This is a genomic window from Nocardia sp. NPDC050697, assembly GCF_040654395.1.
Taxonomy (GTDB): Bacteria; Actinomycetota; Actinomycetes; order Mycobacteriales; family Mycobacteriaceae; genus Nocardia.
In genome coordinates this window covers 294,073-310,337 of record NZ_JBFAHY010000001.1, presented here as the reverse complement: position 1 = coordinate 310,337, position 16,265 = coordinate 294,073, and the positions used below count along the sequence as shown (strand labels likewise).

The window sequence follows — 16,265 nt, the reverse complement described above, 5'->3', positions numbered from 1 at the left end:
GCGGCTACCTCGCCGCCAGCACCCGATCGAGCGCCGCGTACCCGGCCGGTTCCCACGTCGGCTTCCCGCCCGGCAACCCCCGCCTGCCCGCCCGGCCGATAGCGATCAGCCCCAGGGCACGCAGCACCGCCCACCCCCGCGCCCGGACGACGGTGGCTGCGTCGGCCCGCCCGTAGGCGTCGAAGAAGCGGTCCGAGGTACCGCCGGGGAGGAGAATCCACGCCGCGGAGAGATCGGTAGCGGGATCGCCCGCGCACAGCTCACCGAAATCGATGACACCGGTGAGCATTCCGTCGCGCACGATCACATTCGCCGGATGCAGGTCCCCGTGCAGCCAGCGCGGCGCCCCTCCCACGCCGGAGCCGCCAACGCCTCCGCACCACGGCGCGGGCACCGTCGGGGATACGGTCGAGTTGTTCCCGCGCCCCGGCCAGCGGGTTACTGCGGGCGGGGTTCACCGGGGCGTCGGCGGGCGCCGGAGAATGCAGGGCGCGGAGGAAACCCGCCAGGACGTCGGCGGCGGCAGGCTGGGTGATCGGCTCCCGATCGGCGGGCTCCCCCTCCACCCAGCGCGCGATCGTCCAGGTGTGCGCGAACAGCGCCGACGGCCTCCCGATGCGCACCGGGAGCGGCGCGGGCAGGGTCAGCCGCGGCGCGAGCACCGGCACCCACTTCTGCTCGATGGCCAGCAGTCCGGGCGCGCGGCCGGTGCGCGGCAACCGCACCGCCAGCTCCTCGCCGAGCCGCCACTGCTGGTTGTCCCACCCGCCCTCGACATCCCGGAGTTCGAGTCCCGCGAGATCCGGGTGTTGCTCCCGCAGCAAGGCCCGCACCAGCTCCTGCCCGAACCGCACTTCCGTCATGGAAGCCCCTCCCTCGCGCGAAATCCGTGACAGCGCGACCCTAGAACGCCCCGATCAACGCCCCCGCCTCGGTGATCGGCACGGTGTGGGTGGCCACGCCCGCTCCGGTACCGACGTGCAGCAGGAAGGCGGGTGGCTCCGCGAGGTACCCCATCTGCCGGTCCGCCGAGAGCGTCAGCGAACTCTGCCGATGGGTGCTCGGCGCGATCGAGACCTGGGTGCCGGCGAACGGGGCCGAGACCGCCCGGTGCACGTGCCCGGCCAGCACCCGGACCACACAGAGATGCCGGGCCAGCACCTCACCCAGCGCATCGGCATCCGTCAACCCCATCGCGTCCAGGAACGGAATCCCCACCGGCACCGGCGGATGGTGCAGGCACACGAACACCGCCCGTTCGGCGCGCTCGCTCAGCACCCGATCGAGCAAGGCCAGCTGCCGCTCCCCCACCCGCCCCGAGGGGCCACCCGGCTGCCGGGAATCGAGCACCACCACCGACAATTCGGCGTGATCCACCACGTAGTGCGTCTCGGACCCGCCCCCGAGCGCGGCACTGCCCGCGAAGGTCTCGCGGACCGCCGCCGGATCGTCGTGGTTCCCGACGACCAGGTGCAGCGGCAGCGGGAACCGCGCGATCAGCTCGCGCAGCTGGTCGTACGCCCGATGCCCGTACTCGACCAGGTCACCGGTGAGCACCACGCACTCCGGACGCGGCTCCAAGGCCAGGACCCGGCCGAGCGCGAGATGCAGGTTGGCGGCCGGCGCGGCGGCGAGCGCGTCGGCGCGCAGGTGCGGATCACTCAAATGGGCGAGGAGCATGCCCCCATCATCCAGCGGCGACCGCGGGCGGCCACAGCGGCGACGGCGTGGTCCCGAGCGGGTACCACCCCGGCAACCGCCCGGCCCCGGCGTTCTTCGCCATCCGCGCGGAGAACTCCGCCGACACCTTCCCCGCCTTCAGCAACCGGATGTACAGGTCGGCGACATGCCCGAAGTCGAAGAAATCGCGCTGCCACGCCCACTTCCCGTCCCCGGCGTAGCCGAACCACGAGCCGCCGAGCCCGTACACCTCGTGCTCGACCCCGTCGGTGTCGGTGGCGACCTGCTTCCAGAAGCCGAGCACCTCCCCCTGCACCTCGTCGATGAGAACCCGCTGGTAGGGGTAGCGCCAGCCGAGCAGCCCCGCCATCTCCTGGCCGAAGGCGATCTCCCGGATCTCGTCGATCCCGACGCACATGACGTCGTCGGTGGGGCCGATGTTCCAGCCGTAGCTGCCGTCGGCGACGAAGAAGTCCGCGAGCGGACGCCAGTCGCCGGTGCGCTCGGCTTCGATATTGGCGGCGAGCCACAGGTCGACGACCTCTTGCAGTTCGGCGCGGGGGAACGAGGGCATGGGGGGTCCTTTCAGGAGCGCTTGGCGCGCAGTCGTTTCCGGTCGGCGAGCAGCGCCTCGAGGGTCTGCCGGACCGGGCGGAAGGTGAGGCCGAGGTCGCGTTCGGCGGCGGAGTTGTCGGCGGGCGGCGAGTCGACGAGGTAGCGGGCACCCGCCGCGCCGAGTTTGCGCAGGGCCGGTGGGAGGCGGTCGCGGAAGCGGTCGGCGAGCGTGCCCGCCGCGATCAGCGCGGCGTCGGGGACGCGGTGGTGGCGGATCCGGCGGCCGGTGATCGTACTCAGGTGCCCGGCGAGTTCGGCGCCGGTGACGTGGTGTCCGGTGATCACGTACCGGCGCGGGCCGCGCCCGGGTTCGAGCAGCCGGGCGTGCGCTTCCGCGATATCGCGCACGTCGGCGATCGTGAAGGCCGCACCGCGCCCCGGGATCCCGGACCGCAGGAAGGCGCCGATCGCGTCGCCGGATTCCCCGAACCGACCGGCCGCGGCGGGGCCGAACACGCTGCTCGGATAGGTGATCACCACCGGCGCCCCGGCGCGCTGCAGGCCGCGCGCGTACCGTTCGACCCGCGCCTTGGACTCGCCGTAGGCGTCGCCGCCACCGCCCGGCGGCAGGTCCGGGTGCAGCAGCGGGCAGCGCGGATGCCAGAGCGCCACCGCGCTCGACACCGACACCACCGGGTCCAGCCCGGCCGCCACCGCTTGCCCGAGCACGTTCTCCGCGCCGGTCACGGTGGCGTGGATCGTCCGCTCGGCCGCGGCGGGGTCGAGGGCGACCACCGCCGCCGCGTGCACGACGGCGTCGCAGCCGGTCAGCGCGGTGCGCACCTGTTCCGCGTCGGTCATGTCGCCCCGCACGATGTCGCTGCCGTCGAAGCCGAGTTCGGCCGCCACGGTGGCCGCCCGCTCGGGGTCGCGGGCCAGCAACCGCAGGTGGTGGCCGCTGTCGTGCACGGCCTTGGCGGTCCAGGCGCCGACGAAACCGGTCGCGCCGGTGATCAGGACCCGCATGCTCAGCTCCGCAGCAGCAGCGCGGCGACCGAGGTCAGCCGCTCGGCCATTGCGGTGTAGGAGCCGTACGCCATCCCGGCCTGGATCATGGCGCCACTGACGGCGATGCTCAGCGCGTCCAGGATCTCCGGCGTGCAGGAGGGCCCGGCGGCGCGGCGCAGGCGGCCGGCCAGGGCGGTGCCGATACAGGTCCGCAGCCGGGCCACGTCCGGGTCGCGGCTGAGTACCGCGGCCGAGGCGGCGACGCTCAGTTCGGGCTCCTCCGACATGAGCGCGCCGAGCTCGGCGAAGACCGCCGCCAACCGCTCCAGCGGCTCCGCGCCCGTCACCGGCTGCTCGCACCAGCGCTGGATCCGGCGCCAGTACAGCTCGGTGACCAGGTGCTGCTTGGCCGAGAAGTAGCCGTAGACGGTGGCGTGCGTCAGCCCGGAGCGCCGCGAGACCTCGCGCATGGAGAGCTGGTCGTAGCCCTGCTCGCGCAGCACCGACAATCCGGCGTCGAGCACCCGGTCCGCGGTGCCGACCGAGCGGCCGCCCAGTGCGCGGCGCCCCATTCCCGTGTCCACCATGTTTCAGACACTAGGCTATACAGGTGTAAACCGAAAGAGTTCCGGCGACTCCCGCGCGGCAGCCCCATAACTTCAGTCAACTAAAGCGCGGGCCCGGTTATGAACTCACCGGGCCGGAAGCGCTGACGCTGCCCGAGGCCGCGGCGACGCTCACCCGGCTCCTCGGCCGCGAGATCGTCTACACGCCGACGACTCCGGAAGTGATGCGGGAGGCGATGGCGGTGCGCGGGGTGCCCGGCTACTACGCCGAGGTGGCGCTCGGAATCGTTCGCAGCGTCGAGGCCGGGCTGCACGCGCGGGTCACGACGACCGTCGCCGAGTTGCTCGGTCGCCCGGCCACCGATGCTGCGGCCGTGCTCGCCACGCACCTGGCCGGCTTCTCCGGGGCGGCGGCGTGAGTATCCGCGCGGCGCTCTCCTGCACCGCTTCCGCGGCAGCTCCTCCTCAGAACAGCCCGAGCTGAGTCGAAATCCCGTCCGACCGAACGGCTCCCGGCACCACCCGCCGCCCGGCGAGCACCCCCAGATCGGCCAGGAACGGATCGTCTTCCTCGTTCACCCGCACCGAAGCGACGGACCCGACCATCGCCACCACGCTCAAGCAATGGTCACCCGAGGTCAACGCGTGCGGATACTCGTCGCTCGCACCGGAGACCCCGGCGTGCTGCGCGGGCGGCTCCCACGGCTCGAGCGGCAGCACCGCCGAGGCCCCCTCGAGCACCTCCCGCGCCTCCTGAACGGCCCACCCGTGCGCGCGCTCGATCTCGGCGGCGGACCGCGGGCGGGACAGCGCGCTCAGCTTGGCGCTGCGCCGCTTGCTCTGCACGATGTCGAGCGCACCGGAGACCAGGTCTTCGTACTCCCGCGCGGTGACCCCCGAATCGGCCCAGGCCAGGTAGGTGGCGCGGATGGCGCCCTGCTCGTCGAGCCGGGTCCGTTTGCGGGCGTGCACCGCCGTGCCGACCTTGCTGGAGGCGTCGGCGAAGGTGGCGATGTAGACCCAGTGCGGCCGGGCGACGTACTCGCGCAGCCCGTCGGGAACGTAGCCACCGCGGTGCACGTGGTGGATGAAGCGGAATTCGTCGGCGGCGGCGCATTCCGCGCACTGCCGCCCGCTCACCGCGGGCCGGGCGCCGGGACAATCCCGGCCCTTCACCTCACCGGAGGGCGCGAAAATCGCGTGCCCGGTGCAGAATTGACCGTCGCCGTCCACCGAGAACGACAGTGTCGTGCCGATCAGCGGCAGCACGGTGCGCGCGTTCGAGCCCACCTCGGCCAGCTCCAGGTGCGGGGTGCCGCCGGTCCACGAGACCGCGCGCACGAGATACCGCGCACCGTCGAGCCAGGAAGCGCGCATCATTCCACCCCCCGAGAGCTCGTCCACAACTCCTCCACCGTACCCGGCGGCCGTCACGCGACGAGAGCGGCGACCACGCTGTACCCCTTGGGATCCCGCCACACCGCGCCCGGATGCGCGGCGAGCGCTCGACCTCGGCCGAGACGTCGGGCCGGGTGACCCGGCGCGGCTCCGCGACGAACCCGCAACGGCGCCGGGTCGGCGTACTCGCTCTCCAGCGACGGCCCGGTCACGCTCACCGCCCGAGATAGGCCGCGAGCCCACCCAGCTCCTCGCTGGCGATGAACACCGCCCGCACATTCAGAATCGCCTCCTCGGCGTGCGCGGGGCACCCCCATGCCGAATCCCCCCAGGAATCCGCGATTTTGATCTCCGCCGCGGCCTCGCACCCCTCCGGCCCGCCGAGCTGACAGGACTCGGGATGCGGCGCCGCCACCTGCGCGGCGGCGGCGGAGCGCAGCCGGGCCGCGAGCTCGGCGGCGGCCTCGGCCCGCCGCTCCGCATCGGCCCGCAGCTCGTGCTCGGCCCGCAGCGCACGGGCCAGCTCTTCCCGCGCGGCCTCGGCCCGCGCCTCGGCAAGCGCCTTGGCCTGCTCGATGTGGTGCCGCTCGATGGCGAGCGCGGCGGTGCGCGCGAAGATCCGGGCGAGCGCGAGATCGCTGTCCTGCGGCACCCGCGGGCGCCGGTGGTACATGGCGAAGGTGCCGAGCAGGCTGCCGTCGCGGGCCAGGATCGGCGTCGACCAGCAGGCGGCGAGCTCGGCGCGCTGCGCCAGGTCGCGGAAGTCGTCCCAGAACGGGTCGGTGCCGATATCGGTGACGATCACCGGTTCCCGCCGGAAGGCGGCGGTGCCGCAGGAGCCGACGCCGTCGCCGGTGGCGATCCCGTCGATAGCCGCGTTGTAGAAGCCGGGCAGGCTGGGGGCGGCGCCGTGCCGCAGGTGCGCGCCGTCGGGGTCGGCGAGCAGCACCGAGACCAGCACCGGTTCCGGGGCCAGGCTCTCGATCGAGCGCGCCATCCCGTCCAGCACCTCGGTGAGCGGCGCCTGCCTGGCGATGTGCTCGACCAGCAGCCGCTGCTCGGCGAGCAGCCGCTGGGCGTGTTTGATCTGGGTGGTCTCCACGCCGATCACCTGGAGGCCGCCGCGGCGGGGTTCGACGGTGATGTCGAAGAACGCCTCCCGCGCGGGGGCGCCGGCGCCGAGCACGACCCGCAGGTCCCGCAGGGTGTCGGCGATACCGGTGCTGCCCACCCGATCGAGCAGCGGGAGGATGTCGTCGCCGAGGCCGCGCGGCAGCAGCGCGCCGAGCGGGAGCCCGATACCGTCCGGCGACCGGCCGATGGCGGCGAAGAAGGCCGGGTTGGCGGCCTCGAGCACGTGCTCGGGGCCCGCCAGCGTCGCGGAGACCGCGATCGACCGCCCGAAGAGTTCGCGCAGGTCGTGCTCGGACGTCGTGATCATTCGGGCCTCGCCTCGGGCGTCGGGTGGGGTCGCCGGGAGCGGCGCGCCCCGGCCCGGCCGGGCATTCGAGGTCGGGTCAGTAGACCAGAACGGGCCGACATGCGCCAGCGATCAGGCCGGGGGCAGGACGGTGGCGGGCACGACGATGGTCGGCGCGGGCTGCCCGGGCGCGGGCGGCGGGAGCGTGTCGATCACCCGGCGACGAGGTCGTAGACGGCGGTGGCGAGCTCGGGGTCGTCGGCGGAGATGCCGCCGTGCGCGTTGTGGTCGAGCGCGACGAGGTAGTCGGCCATCTGCTCGCCGGTCAGGTCGATGCGGACCATGCCGTCGGCCTCCGGGATCAGCGTCACCGGGTCCTCGACGCCGGGATCGCCGAGCCGGACGTCGGTGCGCTGCCACACCTGCTCGGGCATGTGCAGCTCGAAGACCGGGACGGCGGCGACGCGGTCCTCGCGGCCGAGCTGTTCGGGTGGTGATTCGGCGCATCCCGCGAGCAGCAACACACCCAGCACGCCCGCCATCAGCCGTGCCCTCGAGAATCCCGCGACCATCTGCCCCGTCCCCTGTCCCGCCGTCCGTTCGACCTCGCATTTCCACCGGTGCGGGCGCGTAAACGTAGCCGCTGCGAGCACGTGTTATGTTCTACGCACATCGAACGTGACCCACGCCACTGCGGAGGCGCCATGAGCACACCGGATCGGTTCGACCAGCTCGCCGCCCGGGTGGCCGGGGTGGCGCCGGTATCGCGCACACCGCTGGACTCCCCGTACGACATCTCCGACGAGCTCTTCGCCGCGCTGCGGCACGTGCTGCACGACGTCGGCGGCCAGCCCGACATCCCGGTCCCCTACCTGGAGAAGACCGAGGAGCCCTGGGAGATGAACACCTACGTCACCTGCGAGTGCCTCGGCTGGCGCGGGGTGTGGAACTCCGAGGAGCGGCGCCGCGCCGAGAACGACCTCGGCGCCACGCTCTACTTCGGCCTCCCCTACTACGCCCGCTGGGCCCTGGTCGCCGCCAAGACCCTGGTGGTCAAGGGGTACATCACCCCCGACGAGCTGAGCGCCAAGCTCGACGAGGTCCGCGCCAGGCAGGTGCCGCGGTGACGCGCCGGTTCGAGGTCGGCGACCGGGTCACCGTGCGCGAGGCCACCACCCTGTTCCACACCCGCACCCAGCTCTACACCCGCGGCCGCACCGGTACCGTCGTCGACCACCGCCCGGAGTGGGTGATCCCCGAGGACGAGGCGTGGGGCCGCGACGACGGCCGCACCGAGCCGTTCTACGTGGTGCGGTTCCGCCAGCACGACCTCTGGCCCGGCTACACCGGCTTCCCCGCCGACACCCTGCAGACCGAGATCTCCGAACACTGGCTGACCCCCGCACAGGAGGACGACACGCAGTGAGCCACGACCACGACGACCACGCACCCATCGAGACCGCCGGGCAGATCAGCGAATTCGAGGTGCTGGAGACCGCGATCCGGGAACTCGCCATCGAGAAGGGGCTCTTCTCCCGCGAGGACCACCGCCGCTTCGCCGAGTGGGCCGAGACCGTCGGCCCGCACGGCGGCTCCAAGCTGGTGGCCAAGGCGTGGACCGATCCGGAATTCAAGGCGCGGCTGCTCGCCGACGGCACCGAGACCTGCAAGGAGGTGGGGATCGACTGGCGCGACCCCACCGGCTCCGGCACCCCCAGCGACTACACCTACTTCTACGTCCTGGAGAACACCCCCGAGGTGCACAACGTCATCGTCTGCACGCTGTGCTCCTGCTACCCGCGCCCGGTGCTCGGCATGTCGCCGGACTGGTACCGCACGCCGAACTACCGCAGGCGGCTGGTGCGCAGGCCGCGCGAGGTGCTCGCGGAGTTCGGGCTGCACTTCCCGGCCGAGGTGGACGTGCGGGTGCACGACTCCAACCAGAAGTCGCGGTTCATGGTCATGCCCATGCGCCCCGCGGGCACCGAGGGGTGGACCGAGGAGCAGCTGGCCGCCATCGTCACCCGCGACACCATGATCGGCGTCGCGCTCCCGCAGGTCGGCTGGACCGCGCAGAAACCGCCGAGCCAGGCCGAGGACGCCATGCAAGGGGAGGCCCGCGCATGACCGCGCCCTACGACGTCCTGCTCGCCACCCTGCCCGCCGGCGCCGAACGCGAGCGCACCCTGCCCGACCTGGACCGCAGACCGGACCCCTGGGAGTCGAGCATGCAGGCCACCTGCGAGTGCCTCTCCTGGCGCGGCGCCCTGGACAATCTGGAGCGCAGGCACGCCGAGGACGCGCTCGGCGAGACCGTCTACCGGGATTTCCCGGTCCGCACCCGGTCGGCGGTGGTCACCGCGCACACCCTGCTCGAGCGCGGCGTCATCGACCCGGACGAGCTGGCGGCGCGGATGGCCGCGGTGCGGGAGCGGCTGCACCGGGAGTAGCGGCCGGGTGTGGTTGATTGGGGGGATGTATCGCCCCCTCGAACGTCGGGTCCGGACCAATGGTGTGACGCTGCGGGTGACCGAGGCCGGTGACCGCGGCGCGCCGGTCGTGCTGCTGGCACACGGGTTCCCGGAGCTGGCGTTCTCCTGGCGGCACCAGATCCCCGTCCTCGCCGAAGCCGGGTACCACGTGCTCGCCCCCGACCAGCGCGGCTACGGCGGCTCGGAGCGTCCGGCGGCCGTCGAGGAGTACGACATCGCCCGGCTCACCGGCGACCTCGCCGGGCTGCTGGACGACGCCGGGGCCGAGCGGGCGGTGGTCGTCGGGCACGACTGGGGTGCCACCGTCACCGCCGGGTTCGCGCAGCTGCACCCCGGCCGCGCCGCCGCCGTCGCGCTGCTGAGCGTGCCGCCGACGCCGCGCCCGCCCGCCCCGCCGATGCGGATCCTGGCGAAGCGGTTCGGCGAGAACTTCTACTACATGCTGTACTTCCAGCGGGTCGGGCCCGCCGACACCGAGCTCGACGCCGACCCGGCCACCGCGCTGCGCCGCCTGCTCAGCGGGTTGCGCGCCGGTGTTGATCCGCGGGCGCAGGCCGCCATGCTCCGGCTGGTGGCCCCCGGGCCGGAGGGGTTCGTCGACCGGCTGCCCGAGCCCGGCTCCCCGCCGGACTGGATCACCGCCACCGAGATCGACCACTACGTCGCGGAATTCACCCGCACCGGGTTCACCGGCGGGCTGAACTGGTACCGCAATATCGACCGCAACTGGGAGCTGCTCGACGGTGCTCCGCCCATCGCCGTGCCCGCGCTGTTCCTCGCGGGCGCCGACGACTTCACGCTGCTCACCACGCCGAGGCACCGCATGGGCGAGATCCTGACCGGGCCGTATCGGGAGGTCGTGCTCGAGGGGGCGGGGCATTGGGTGCAGCAGGAGCGTCCGGCGGAGGTCAATGCCGAGCTGCTCGCCTTCCTGCGCGGGCTGGAGCGCTGGTGAGCACCGACCTGTTCGCCGGAATCCCGGTGCGCGAGTATGCCGTCGCCCGCGCCTGGTACGAGCGGCTCTTCGGCGGCGAGCCCGCTTTCCTGCCGAACGACATCGAGGCGGTGTGGGAGGTCGGCGCGCACCAATACGTGTACATCGTGGTGCGTCCGGCCGCCGCGGGGCACGCGGCGCACCTGCTGTACGTGCCCGATCTCGACGCGCGGATCGCCGCGATCGCGGAGCGCGGGATCGAGCCCGCCGCGCGGGAGGAGTACGGCGAGGCACGGGAGGTCGTGTTCCGCGATCCGGACGGGAACGAGTTCGGCTTCGGCGGATAGCGTCGATGCGCCGGGCGCACCACGCAGTCCTCGGGCGGTCCGGCCGTGATCCACCGCGCGGGTTACGGCACGGCGTTCACGCGGCGGCATCTCGGCCGAGCCGGGCCGCCGAGCAGCGGCGGATCCGGTACCACGGCGACGTGCGTGGCGACCTCGCGGATCCGCCGGCCCGCGCACAGCGAGGGCCGGTCCCACTCCTCCGGCGCCAGCCCGGCCAGCAGCTCGGCGATGGCGCGGCGCTGCTCGGCATGGACCGAGCATCTCGGCGCCGCCGAGATGCGCCGCCTGTGCGCGGCGCTCACCCGTCTGCGGGGGCTCATCGAACCCGAGGCGGCCGGCGGCTGAGTCCGTTTCGTCCCGCAATGCCCGGGTAGAGCACCCCTACTGCTCCGAGAGATGGGTGCCCTGCGGCGAACGACGATGACCGAGAACGATATCGAGGGCGCCTACCTGGCCGCCGGACTCGCGCTGCTGCTGGCGGCTACGCTGCCCCGCCTCTTCAAGAACCGGGCGATCACCGCGCCGATGCTGGTCGTCGGGATCGGGGCCCTGGCGGGGCTCGCTATCGGGCGGACCGGCATCGAGGTGGTCTCCCCGCTCGCGCACCCGGCGGTGATCGAGCATCTCGCCGAGCTGTGCGTGATCGTGGCGCTGATGGGCGTCGGGCTGGCGATCGACCGTCCGCTGCACTGGCGGACCTGGCGCTCCACCTGGCGCCTGCTGCTCATCGCCATGCCGGTGTGTATCGCGGCGGTGGCGCTCTTCGGCTGGTGGGCGGTGGCGCTGCCGCCCGCGGCGGCGGTGCTGCTCGGCGCGGTGCTGGCCCCGACCGATCCGGTGCTCGCCTCGGATGTGCAGGTCGAGGGGCCGACGCCGGGCGAGGGGTCGGACGAGGAGGACGACGAGGTGCGGTTCGCGCTCACCTCGGAGGCCGGGCTGAACGACGCGCTCGCCTTCCCCTTCGTCTACCTGGCGATCATGCTCGCGACCGCGGGGCCGGTGCTGAGCTGGCTGCCGGGCTGGGTGGCGTGGGAGCTGATCTGCAAGGTGGTGCTCGGCGCGGCGGCGGGATTCATCGCGGGCGATCTGCTCGGCCGCGCCTTCTTCCGCTTCCCTATCCGCAATGCCAGGCTCGCCGATCGCGGCGAGCCGATCGTGGCGCTGGCGGCGGTGCTCGCGGTGTACGGGCTCACCGAGCTGATCGGCGGGTACGGCTTCATCGCGGTCTTCGCCTGCGCCATCGCGATCCGGCGGATCGAGCGCGACAACGACTACCACGAGGAGATGCACAGCCTGGTCGAGCAGCTGGAGCACGTCCTCACCCTGGTCGTGCTGCTGCTGCTCGGCGCGGCGCTCACCTCGGGGCTGCTGGCGGCGCTGGACTGGCGCGGCGCGTTGCTGGGGGTGCTGCTGGTCTTCGTGGTGCGCCCGGTGGCGGCCTGGCTGTCGCTGCGGCGCTGCCCGGAGCTGGATGCCAGGGAGCGCCGGGTCACGGCGTTCTTCGGGGTGCGCGGGATCGGCTCGGTCTACTACGTCGCCTACGCGCTGGCGCAGACCGATTTCGGGGCGGCGGACGAGACCATCTGGGCGGTCACCGCGTTCACCATCGTGCTCTCGGTGCTGGTGCACGGCGCCAGCGCGGGCTGGGTGATGAGCCGGCTGGACTGGGAACGCAGCGAGCCGGGATAGCTACTCCGGCGCCGCCTGGAAGAAGTCGGTGAAGCCGCTGGGCCGGTGCACGCCGATCACGCCGTGCTCGTAGAGCCCCCACCCGACCCGCGGCTCCCTGCCCTCCTCGTGCCACACCGCGCGCCCGACATTGTCGGTGAGCCCGAAGGGCAGCCGGCCGGCCACCTCGGGGGCGCTCAGGTCGTAATCGCGGCGCTCGGTGAAGTTCTCGCCGTGCCACTGCCCGTGCAGCCAGTCCGGGTCGGGGCTGTACCCGCCGCCGACGCCGATGGCGAGGAACAGCGTCGACTCCAGCTCCACCCGCACCTCGGCGCCGTCGCGGGTGCGCAGCGCGAGCGTGCCGGTGGCGGGCAGCCGGGTGCCTAGATGGTAGCGGGTGCTGACGAGCGGCCAGCCGAGCTGCTCGGTGCGGCCGTCGGGCCAGATGCGGTGGCAGTCGTTGAGGCTGCGCTCGCCGTCGGCGTCCTCCTGGATGATGATCACGATGGCGAACTCGTCGAAGGCGATGGGGGCGTAGAGCCACCACATGCCGCCGAAGGGCGGGTCGGCGGGGCGCCCGGCGGGCTCGGCCTCGCCGATGGGGCGCAGCCCCCAGGAGCGGTCGCGGGTGCCGGTCCAGCGTTCGGGGGTGACCGGGTAGGTGGTGCCGTCGATGCTGATCGTCCCCTCCCAGGTGCCGACCTGGGCGAAGCGCTGCGCGTCGATGATGGTGCGGTGGCTGCCCGAGCGCATGACGTGCCGCTGTTCGGGGATCGCGGGGAAGGAGGCACGCCAGGTCATGTCGACGGCGATGCCCTCGGTCTCGGCGATCACCAGCCGCGAGGTGGTCAGCGGCTCGACCACCTCGAGCCGGTAGTTACCGCAGTGCTGGTTGAGCCGGTCGCTGTCGATGGTGTCGCCGAAGTGCAGGGCGTGCTGCCGCTCGCCGCGCCGGAGCACCAGGAAGGCGTCCTTGGTGCCGAGGTTCGGGTAGTAGCCGATGCCGGTGATCAGCATGAGCTCGCCGGAGTGGTCGAGCGCGTTCCAGTAGGACCGGTCGTAGAAGTTGCGGTCGCCGCCCACCCATTCGATGGGCGCCGGGATCTGGTGGATGGGGTACTCGTCGAGCGGGAATACCCCCGGCACGTGCTGCACGTTCGGCTCCTCGGATTCGGTTCAGGGACGGCTGATCAGGGTCACCACGCCGCGGTCGCCGTCCACCCGGACGCGGTCGCCGGTGCGCAGCGCGGTGGTCGCCACCAGGGTGTTCACCACGCAGGGCAGGCCGTACTCGCGGGCGACGACGGCGCCGTGCGAGACCGAGCTGCCGATATCGGTGACGAGCGCGGCGATCACCGCGAAGTACGGCGTCCAGCCCACGTCGGTGACCGGGGCGACGAGCACCTCGCCGGGGCGGAGTTCGCGCGCCTCGACGATCGACTGCGCCACTCGGACGGTGCCCTCCACCACCCCGCGCCCCGCCGGACGGCCGACGACTTCGGCGGCCACCCTGGAGACGGCGACGGCGGCGCGCGGCAGGGCCGGCTCCGGCCGCCCGACCGAGACGTCGGCGAAGTGCAGCGCCGCCTGGAACGGCAGCGCCCGGCGCCGCTGCTCCGCCCGGGCCACCAGCGCGGTGTCGCCCGCCACGAGCCGGGCGAGCTCGGCCCGGTCGAGGAAGAAGACCAGGTCCGCGTCGGGCAGGTCGCCGCGCTCGCTCAGCACCGCGCCGAGATGCCGGTAGCCGCGCTTGAGCCGGTGCGCGACCTGGGCCATGCGGGATTTCGTCTCCTCCCGGCCCCTGGCCCCGCCCTGCGCGAGCCGGGCCAGCAGCCCGAGCGCGCCGCGGCGCGGGCCCGGCGCGGCGGTGTCGTCGCGATCCGGCGCCGGGGCGCGCAGCATGATCTGCATCATCGAGCCGAGGCCGTCGGGGTCGTCGGCCCAGGATGGGTCGCGCATGCACAGCTCGCGGTAGCCGCGGTGGCCGTGTCGCTCCAGGAACCCGCGGAGCGCCGCTCCGGCCGGGGTGTCCGCCGCCACCAGCCGTTCGACCGCCTCGGCGGGTGCCGCGGCGAGGAACCCCGCGGTCGCGGCGGGATCGGCGGCGAGCAGGGTGATGACGCCGGTGAGCTGCTCGACCATGACGACGCTCTCGACCTCGGTCGCCCCGGCCAGCAGCCGGATGGCCTCGGCGCGCCCGTCCGCCTCGCTCGCCCCCCGCCGCACGGCCGCGCGAATCAACCGCTCCTCCAGGATGTTCGCCGCCACCGCCGCCCGCGACGAGGAGCGCACGTGGGTGAGCGTCACCCGGCGGTACAGCTCGACCCCCGCCTCCAGCCGGGCCAGGATGACCCGCGGATCGCGCCCGGAGATCGGCGGGAAGCCGTCGATCTCGGCGGGCAGCCGCCGGATGGCGGGCCCGACGCTGAGCGTGAAGGCACTGAGCCGCACAGTGTTCCGCAGCCGCTGCCCGAACGGCTTGGGTGGCGCCGCCTCCAGCTCCTCGACCACCCGCCCGCACACCGACAGCGAGAACTGCTCGCGCGAATTGCCGAGAATGCCCGAGCTCAGCGCGGTGCCCTCGGTCAGATTCAGGAACATGTGCCCGTAGAAGTAGCCGACCTGCGGCCAGCGCTCCTCGTATCCCCGCTGCACCCCGCCCGCGACCTGCACCATCTGCATGGCGTAGTCGATGGCGTGGCCGCTCACATCGGCGGTGAGCGGGCAGAACGCGCCCGGCATCATCTCGCCGATATTGCAGCGGGTGTAGACGTGGCCCGCGGCGACCGGGGTGTCCATCTCGTCCAGCTCGCCGGGGAGGGTGGTGATCGGGCGGGCCTGCAACCACCACAGCGTCCCGGCGCGGTCGATCGCCCACTCCAGATCCAGCGGCCGCCCCCAGTGCGCGGCCGCCCGCTGGGCGCCGACGCGGATGGCGGTGAGCTGGTCGGCCGTGAGCACCGGGTTCGCGCCGACCTCGCTGGTCACCGGGGTGCCGGCGGCGGTGAGGACGTGGTGGTCGGAGCGCGCCGAGCCGTCGACCAGGCTCTCCCCCAGGCCGTGCACGGCGTCGATCACCAGCAGGTCGCGGCGCCCGGAGACCGGGTCGGCGGTGAAGACCACCCCGGCCGCGGCGGCATCCACCAGCTGCTGGACCACGACGTGCATGGCGCCGCCCGCGCCGTACCGCGCCGCGCGGGCGGAATCGGCCGAGGCGACGCAGCGGTGCACGGCGGCGACCAGGTCGCGCTCGGTCCCGACGCCGAGCACCGTCTCGTACTGGCCCGCGAAGGAGAGTTCGGCGCCGTCCTCCCCCGCGGCCGAGGAGCGCACCGCCACCGGCGTCGATCCGGCCGCGCGCATGCGCGAGAATCGTGCCATGACGGCAGCAGCAGGGACCGCGGCGGCGTCGGCGATGGCGAAGCCGGGCGGCACCGGCAGGCCGAGCCGCATCAATGCGGCGAGCCCGCTCGCCTTGCCGCCGAAGCTGTCGTCCGTGATGTCGCCAAGGTCGGCGACGACGGGTCCGGTAGTGCCCACCGGCCAAACGTTACGCGTGTCACGGAAATGACGGGCGAGAACGGGCGACCCCGCGACAGCCGGATCGATTCGGCGGTGCTGAGCGCGGCGGCCGCGCTGCTCACCGAGGTCGGCTACGCCGATCTCACCATGGCCGCCATCGCCGATCGGGCAGGCACCTCGCGCCCCGCCGTCTACCGGCGCTGGCCGAGCAAGGCGCACCTGGTGCACGAGGCGGTCTTCCAGGAGGCCGACACCTCCGCCGTCGCCGCCACCGGGTCGCTGGAGACCGATCTGCGCGCCATCGTCACCCGCACCGTCGCACTGCTCACCTCACCGCTGGCCCGGCTCGCGGTGCCCGGCCTGATCGGCGAGGCCGCCGCCGACGCCACCCTGAACCAGCGGCTGCTCGACCGCTTCGCGGCGCAGGGCTGGCGCGGGCTCGACGACCACCTCGCCGCCGCCATCGAGCGCGGCGAGCTGCGGCCGGGGTTCGACGGCGGGGTGCTGCTGGAGGTGGTGATCGGCGCGGCGCTGGCCGCCCTGCTCTTCCGCGGGCCGGACGGGCTCACCGACGCCTGGATCGAGAGCACCACCCGGGTGCTGCTGGACGGGCTCCGCGCAGAGGGCGGCGGGCCGTGAGTGCATTCACGCTGCCCATGCCGACCGGCGTCCAGC

Annotated in this window: 19 protein-coding genes and 1 pseudogene; 9 read left to right on the top strand and 11 right to left on the bottom strand. The window is 73.2% G+C overall.

Annotation, left to right across the window (positions count from 1 at the left end; all coding sequences use genetic code 11):
* Window positions 1-4: 4 nt before the first annotated feature.
* The 5 genes and pseudogenes from AB0H71_RS01615 to AB0H71_RS01595 all read right to left on the bottom strand — a co-directional run bounded on the left by AB0H71_RS01615 (window position 5) and on the right by AB0H71_RS01595 (window position 3,830).
* Window positions 5-863: pseudogene (locus tag AB0H71_RS01615) on the bottom strand (aminoglycoside phosphotransferase family protein).
* A gap of 40 nt (window positions 864-903) precedes the next feature.
* On the bottom strand, window positions 904-1,680 hold the full coding sequence (locus AB0H71_RS01610) for a metallophosphoesterase (protein ID WP_357013719.1): 777 nt from the start codon (window positions 1,678-1,680) through the stop codon (window positions 904-906).
* 7 nt (window positions 1,681-1,687) lie between these two features.
* Window positions 1,688-2,254 (bottom strand): nuclear transport factor 2 family protein, encoded by a 567-nt coding sequence (locus tag AB0H71_RS01605; protein WP_357013717.1) that lies wholly within the window; start codon window positions 2,252-2,254, stop codon window positions 1,688-1,690.
* An 11-nt stretch (window positions 2,255-2,265) separates the two neighbouring features.
* The gene (locus AB0H71_RS01600) at window positions 2,266-3,261 is read right to left on the bottom strand and encodes an SDR family NAD(P)-dependent oxidoreductase (protein WP_357013715.1); all 996 of its coding nucleotides are present in this window, start codon (window positions 3,259-3,261) and stop codon (window positions 2,266-2,268) included.
* A gap of 2 nt (window positions 3,262-3,263) precedes the next feature.
* Window positions 3,264-3,830, bottom strand: a complete 567-nt coding sequence (locus tag AB0H71_RS01595) for a helix-turn-helix domain-containing protein (protein WP_357013712.1) — start codon at window positions 3,828-3,830, stop codon at window positions 3,264-3,266.
* A gap of 203 nt (window positions 3,831-4,033) precedes the next feature.
* On the opposite strand from AB0H71_RS01595, the gene AB0H71_RS01590 reads away from it, so the two are divergent.
* Window positions 4,034-4,228 carry a hypothetical protein gene (locus AB0H71_RS01590; protein ID WP_357013709.1) on the top strand — a complete coding sequence of 65 codons (195 nt, stop codon included), beginning with the start codon at window positions 4,034-4,036 and terminating at the stop codon, window positions 4,226-4,228.
* A 46-nt stretch (window positions 4,229-4,274) separates the two neighbouring features.
* Here AB0H71_RS01590 and AB0H71_RS01585 read toward each other — a convergent pair whose 3' ends face one another.
* The 3 genes from AB0H71_RS01585 to AB0H71_RS01575 form a co-directional block, all read right to left on the bottom strand.
* Window positions 4,275-5,213 carry a DUF2797 domain-containing protein gene (locus tag AB0H71_RS01585; protein WP_357013708.1) on the bottom strand — a complete coding sequence of 313 codons (939 nt, stop codon included), beginning with the start codon at window positions 5,211-5,213 and terminating at the stop codon, window positions 4,275-4,277.
* A 208-nt stretch (window positions 5,214-5,421) separates the two neighbouring features.
* Entirely contained in the window at window positions 5,422-6,648 is a 1,227-nt protein-coding gene (locus AB0H71_RS01580) for a GAF domain-containing protein (RefSeq protein ID WP_357013706.1), read from the bottom strand.
* A gap of 191 nt (window positions 6,649-6,839) precedes the next feature.
* Complete coding sequence (locus tag AB0H71_RS01575; RefSeq protein ID WP_357013703.1) at window positions 6,840-7,169, bottom strand: hypothetical protein; 330 nt, start codon at window positions 7,167-7,169, stop codon at window positions 6,840-6,842.
* A gap of 162 nt (window positions 7,170-7,331) precedes the next feature.
* Between AB0H71_RS01575 and AB0H71_RS01570 the strand changes: the two genes are divergently transcribed.
* From AB0H71_RS01570 to AB0H71_RS01545, 6 genes are read left to right on the top strand one after another with little or no spacing between them, the layout of a single operon-like run.
* A complete protein-coding gene (locus AB0H71_RS01570) occupies window positions 7,332-7,754 on the top strand; it encodes a hypothetical protein (protein WP_357013701.1) in 423 nt (140 codons plus the stop codon).
* Entirely contained in the window at window positions 7,751-8,053 is a 303-nt protein-coding gene (locus AB0H71_RS01565) for an SH3-like domain-containing protein (RefSeq protein ID WP_357013700.1), read from the top strand. The genes AB0H71_RS01570 and AB0H71_RS01565 overlap by 4 nt, the downstream gene beginning before the upstream one ends.
* On the top strand, window positions 8,050-8,754 hold the full coding sequence (gene scnC / locus AB0H71_RS01560; RefSeq protein WP_357013698.1) for a thiocyanate hydrolase subunit gamma: 705 nt from the start codon (window positions 8,050-8,052) through the stop codon (window positions 8,752-8,754). Before AB0H71_RS01565 ends, scnC begins: the two co-directional genes overlap by 4 nt.
* Entirely contained in the window at window positions 8,751-9,077 is a 327-nt protein-coding gene (locus AB0H71_RS01555) for a ScnB (protein ID WP_357013695.1), read from the top strand. Before scnC ends, AB0H71_RS01555 begins: the two co-directional genes overlap by 4 nt.
* Before the next feature lie 25 nt (window positions 9,078-9,102).
* A complete protein-coding gene (locus AB0H71_RS01550) occupies window positions 9,103-10,074 on the top strand; it encodes an alpha/beta hydrolase (RefSeq protein WP_357013694.1) in 972 nt (323 codons plus the stop codon).
* Window positions 10,071-10,400: a VOC family protein gene (locus tag AB0H71_RS01545; RefSeq protein WP_357013691.1), complete on the top strand. Its 330-nt coding sequence runs from the start codon at window positions 10,071-10,073 to the stop codon at window positions 10,398-10,400. Before AB0H71_RS01550 ends, AB0H71_RS01545 begins: the two co-directional genes overlap by 4 nt.
* A gap of 62 nt (window positions 10,401-10,462) precedes the next feature.
* Here AB0H71_RS01545 and AB0H71_RS01540 read toward each other — a convergent pair whose 3' ends face one another.
* The gene (locus AB0H71_RS01540) at window positions 10,463-10,720 is read right to left on the bottom strand and encodes a maleylpyruvate isomerase N-terminal domain-containing protein (RefSeq protein WP_357013689.1); all 258 of its coding nucleotides are present in this window, start codon (window positions 10,718-10,720) and stop codon (window positions 10,463-10,465) included.
* Window positions 10,721-10,820: 100 nt separating this feature from the next.
* Here AB0H71_RS01540 and AB0H71_RS01535 point away from each other — a divergent pair, with 100 nt between their 5' ends.
* Window positions 10,821-12,089, top strand: a complete 1,269-nt coding sequence (locus AB0H71_RS01535) for a cation:proton antiporter (RefSeq protein ID WP_357013686.1) — start codon at window positions 10,821-10,823, stop codon at window positions 12,087-12,089.
* Here the strand turns inward: AB0H71_RS01535 and AB0H71_RS01530 are convergent, their stop codons facing one another.
* Together AB0H71_RS01530 and AB0H71_RS01525 are read right to left on the bottom strand one after the other, a co-directional pair.
* The gene (locus AB0H71_RS01530; RefSeq protein ID WP_357016095.1) at window positions 12,090-13,214 is read right to left on the bottom strand and encodes a hypothetical protein; all 1,125 of its coding nucleotides are present in this window, start codon (window positions 13,212-13,214) and stop codon (window positions 12,090-12,092) included.
* Window positions 13,215-13,244: 30 nt separating this feature from the next.
* Complete coding sequence (locus tag AB0H71_RS01525; protein ID WP_357013683.1) at window positions 13,245-15,608, bottom strand: PEP/pyruvate-binding domain-containing protein; 2,364 nt, start codon at window positions 15,606-15,608, stop codon at window positions 13,245-13,247.
* Between the two features lie 27 nt (window positions 15,609-15,635).
* Between AB0H71_RS01525 and AB0H71_RS01520 the strand changes: the two genes are divergently transcribed.
* Window positions 15,636-16,229, top strand: a complete 594-nt coding sequence (locus tag AB0H71_RS01520; RefSeq protein WP_357013680.1) for a TetR/AcrR family transcriptional regulator — start codon at window positions 15,636-15,638, stop codon at window positions 16,227-16,229.
* Window positions 16,230-16,265: the final 36 nt, after the last annotated feature.

What these genes read in the sequence shown, in the direction of transcription:
- AB0H71_RS01595 (WP_357013712.1), bottom strand. Translation starts at nt 3,830, where the DNA reads ATGGTGGACACGGGAATGGGGCGCCGCGCACTGGGCGGCCGCTCGGTC.
- AB0H71_RS01600 (WP_357013715.1), bottom strand. Translation starts at nt 3,261, where the DNA reads ATGCGGGTCCTGATCACCGGCGCGACCGGTTTCGTCGGCGCCTGGACC.
- AB0H71_RS01610 (WP_357013719.1), bottom strand. Translation starts at nt 1,680, where the DNA reads ATGCTCCTCGCCCATTTGAGTGATCCGCACCTGCGCGCCGACGCGCTC.
- AB0H71_RS01520 (WP_357013680.1), top strand. Translation starts at nt 15,636, where the DNA reads ATGACGGGCGAGAACGGGCGACCCCGCGACAGCCGGATCGATTCGGCG.
- AB0H71_RS01580 (WP_357013706.1), bottom strand. Translation starts at nt 6,648, where the DNA reads ATGATCACGACGTCCGAGCACGACCTGCGCGAACTCTTCGGGCGGTCG.
- AB0H71_RS01555 (WP_357013695.1), top strand. Translation starts at nt 8,751, where the DNA reads ATGACCGCGCCCTACGACGTCCTGCTCGCCACCCTGCCCGCCGGCGCC.
- AB0H71_RS01535 (WP_357013686.1), top strand. Translation starts at nt 10,821, where the DNA reads ATGACCGAGAACGATATCGAGGGCGCCTACCTGGCCGCCGGACTCGCG.
- AB0H71_RS01550 (WP_357013694.1), top strand. Translation starts at nt 9,103, where the DNA reads ATGTATCGCCCCCTCGAACGTCGGGTCCGGACCAATGGTGTGACGCTG.
- AB0H71_RS01570 (WP_357013701.1), top strand. Translation starts at nt 7,332, where the DNA reads ATGAGCACACCGGATCGGTTCGACCAGCTCGCCGCCCGGGTGGCCGGG.
- AB0H71_RS01590 (WP_357013709.1), top strand. Translation starts at nt 4,034, where the DNA reads ATGCGGGAGGCGATGGCGGTGCGCGGGGTGCCCGGCTACTACGCCGAG.
- AB0H71_RS01605 (WP_357013717.1), bottom strand. Translation starts at nt 2,254, where the DNA reads ATGCCCTCGTTCCCCCGCGCCGAACTGCAAGAGGTCGTCGACCTGTGG.
- AB0H71_RS01575 (WP_357013703.1), bottom strand. Translation starts at nt 7,169, where the DNA reads ATGGCGGGCGTGCTGGGTGTGTTGCTGCTCGCGGGATGCGCCGAATCA.
- AB0H71_RS01540 (WP_357013689.1), bottom strand. Translation starts at nt 10,720, where the DNA reads ATGAGCCCCCGCAGACGGGTGAGCGCCGCGCACAGGCGGCGCATCTCG.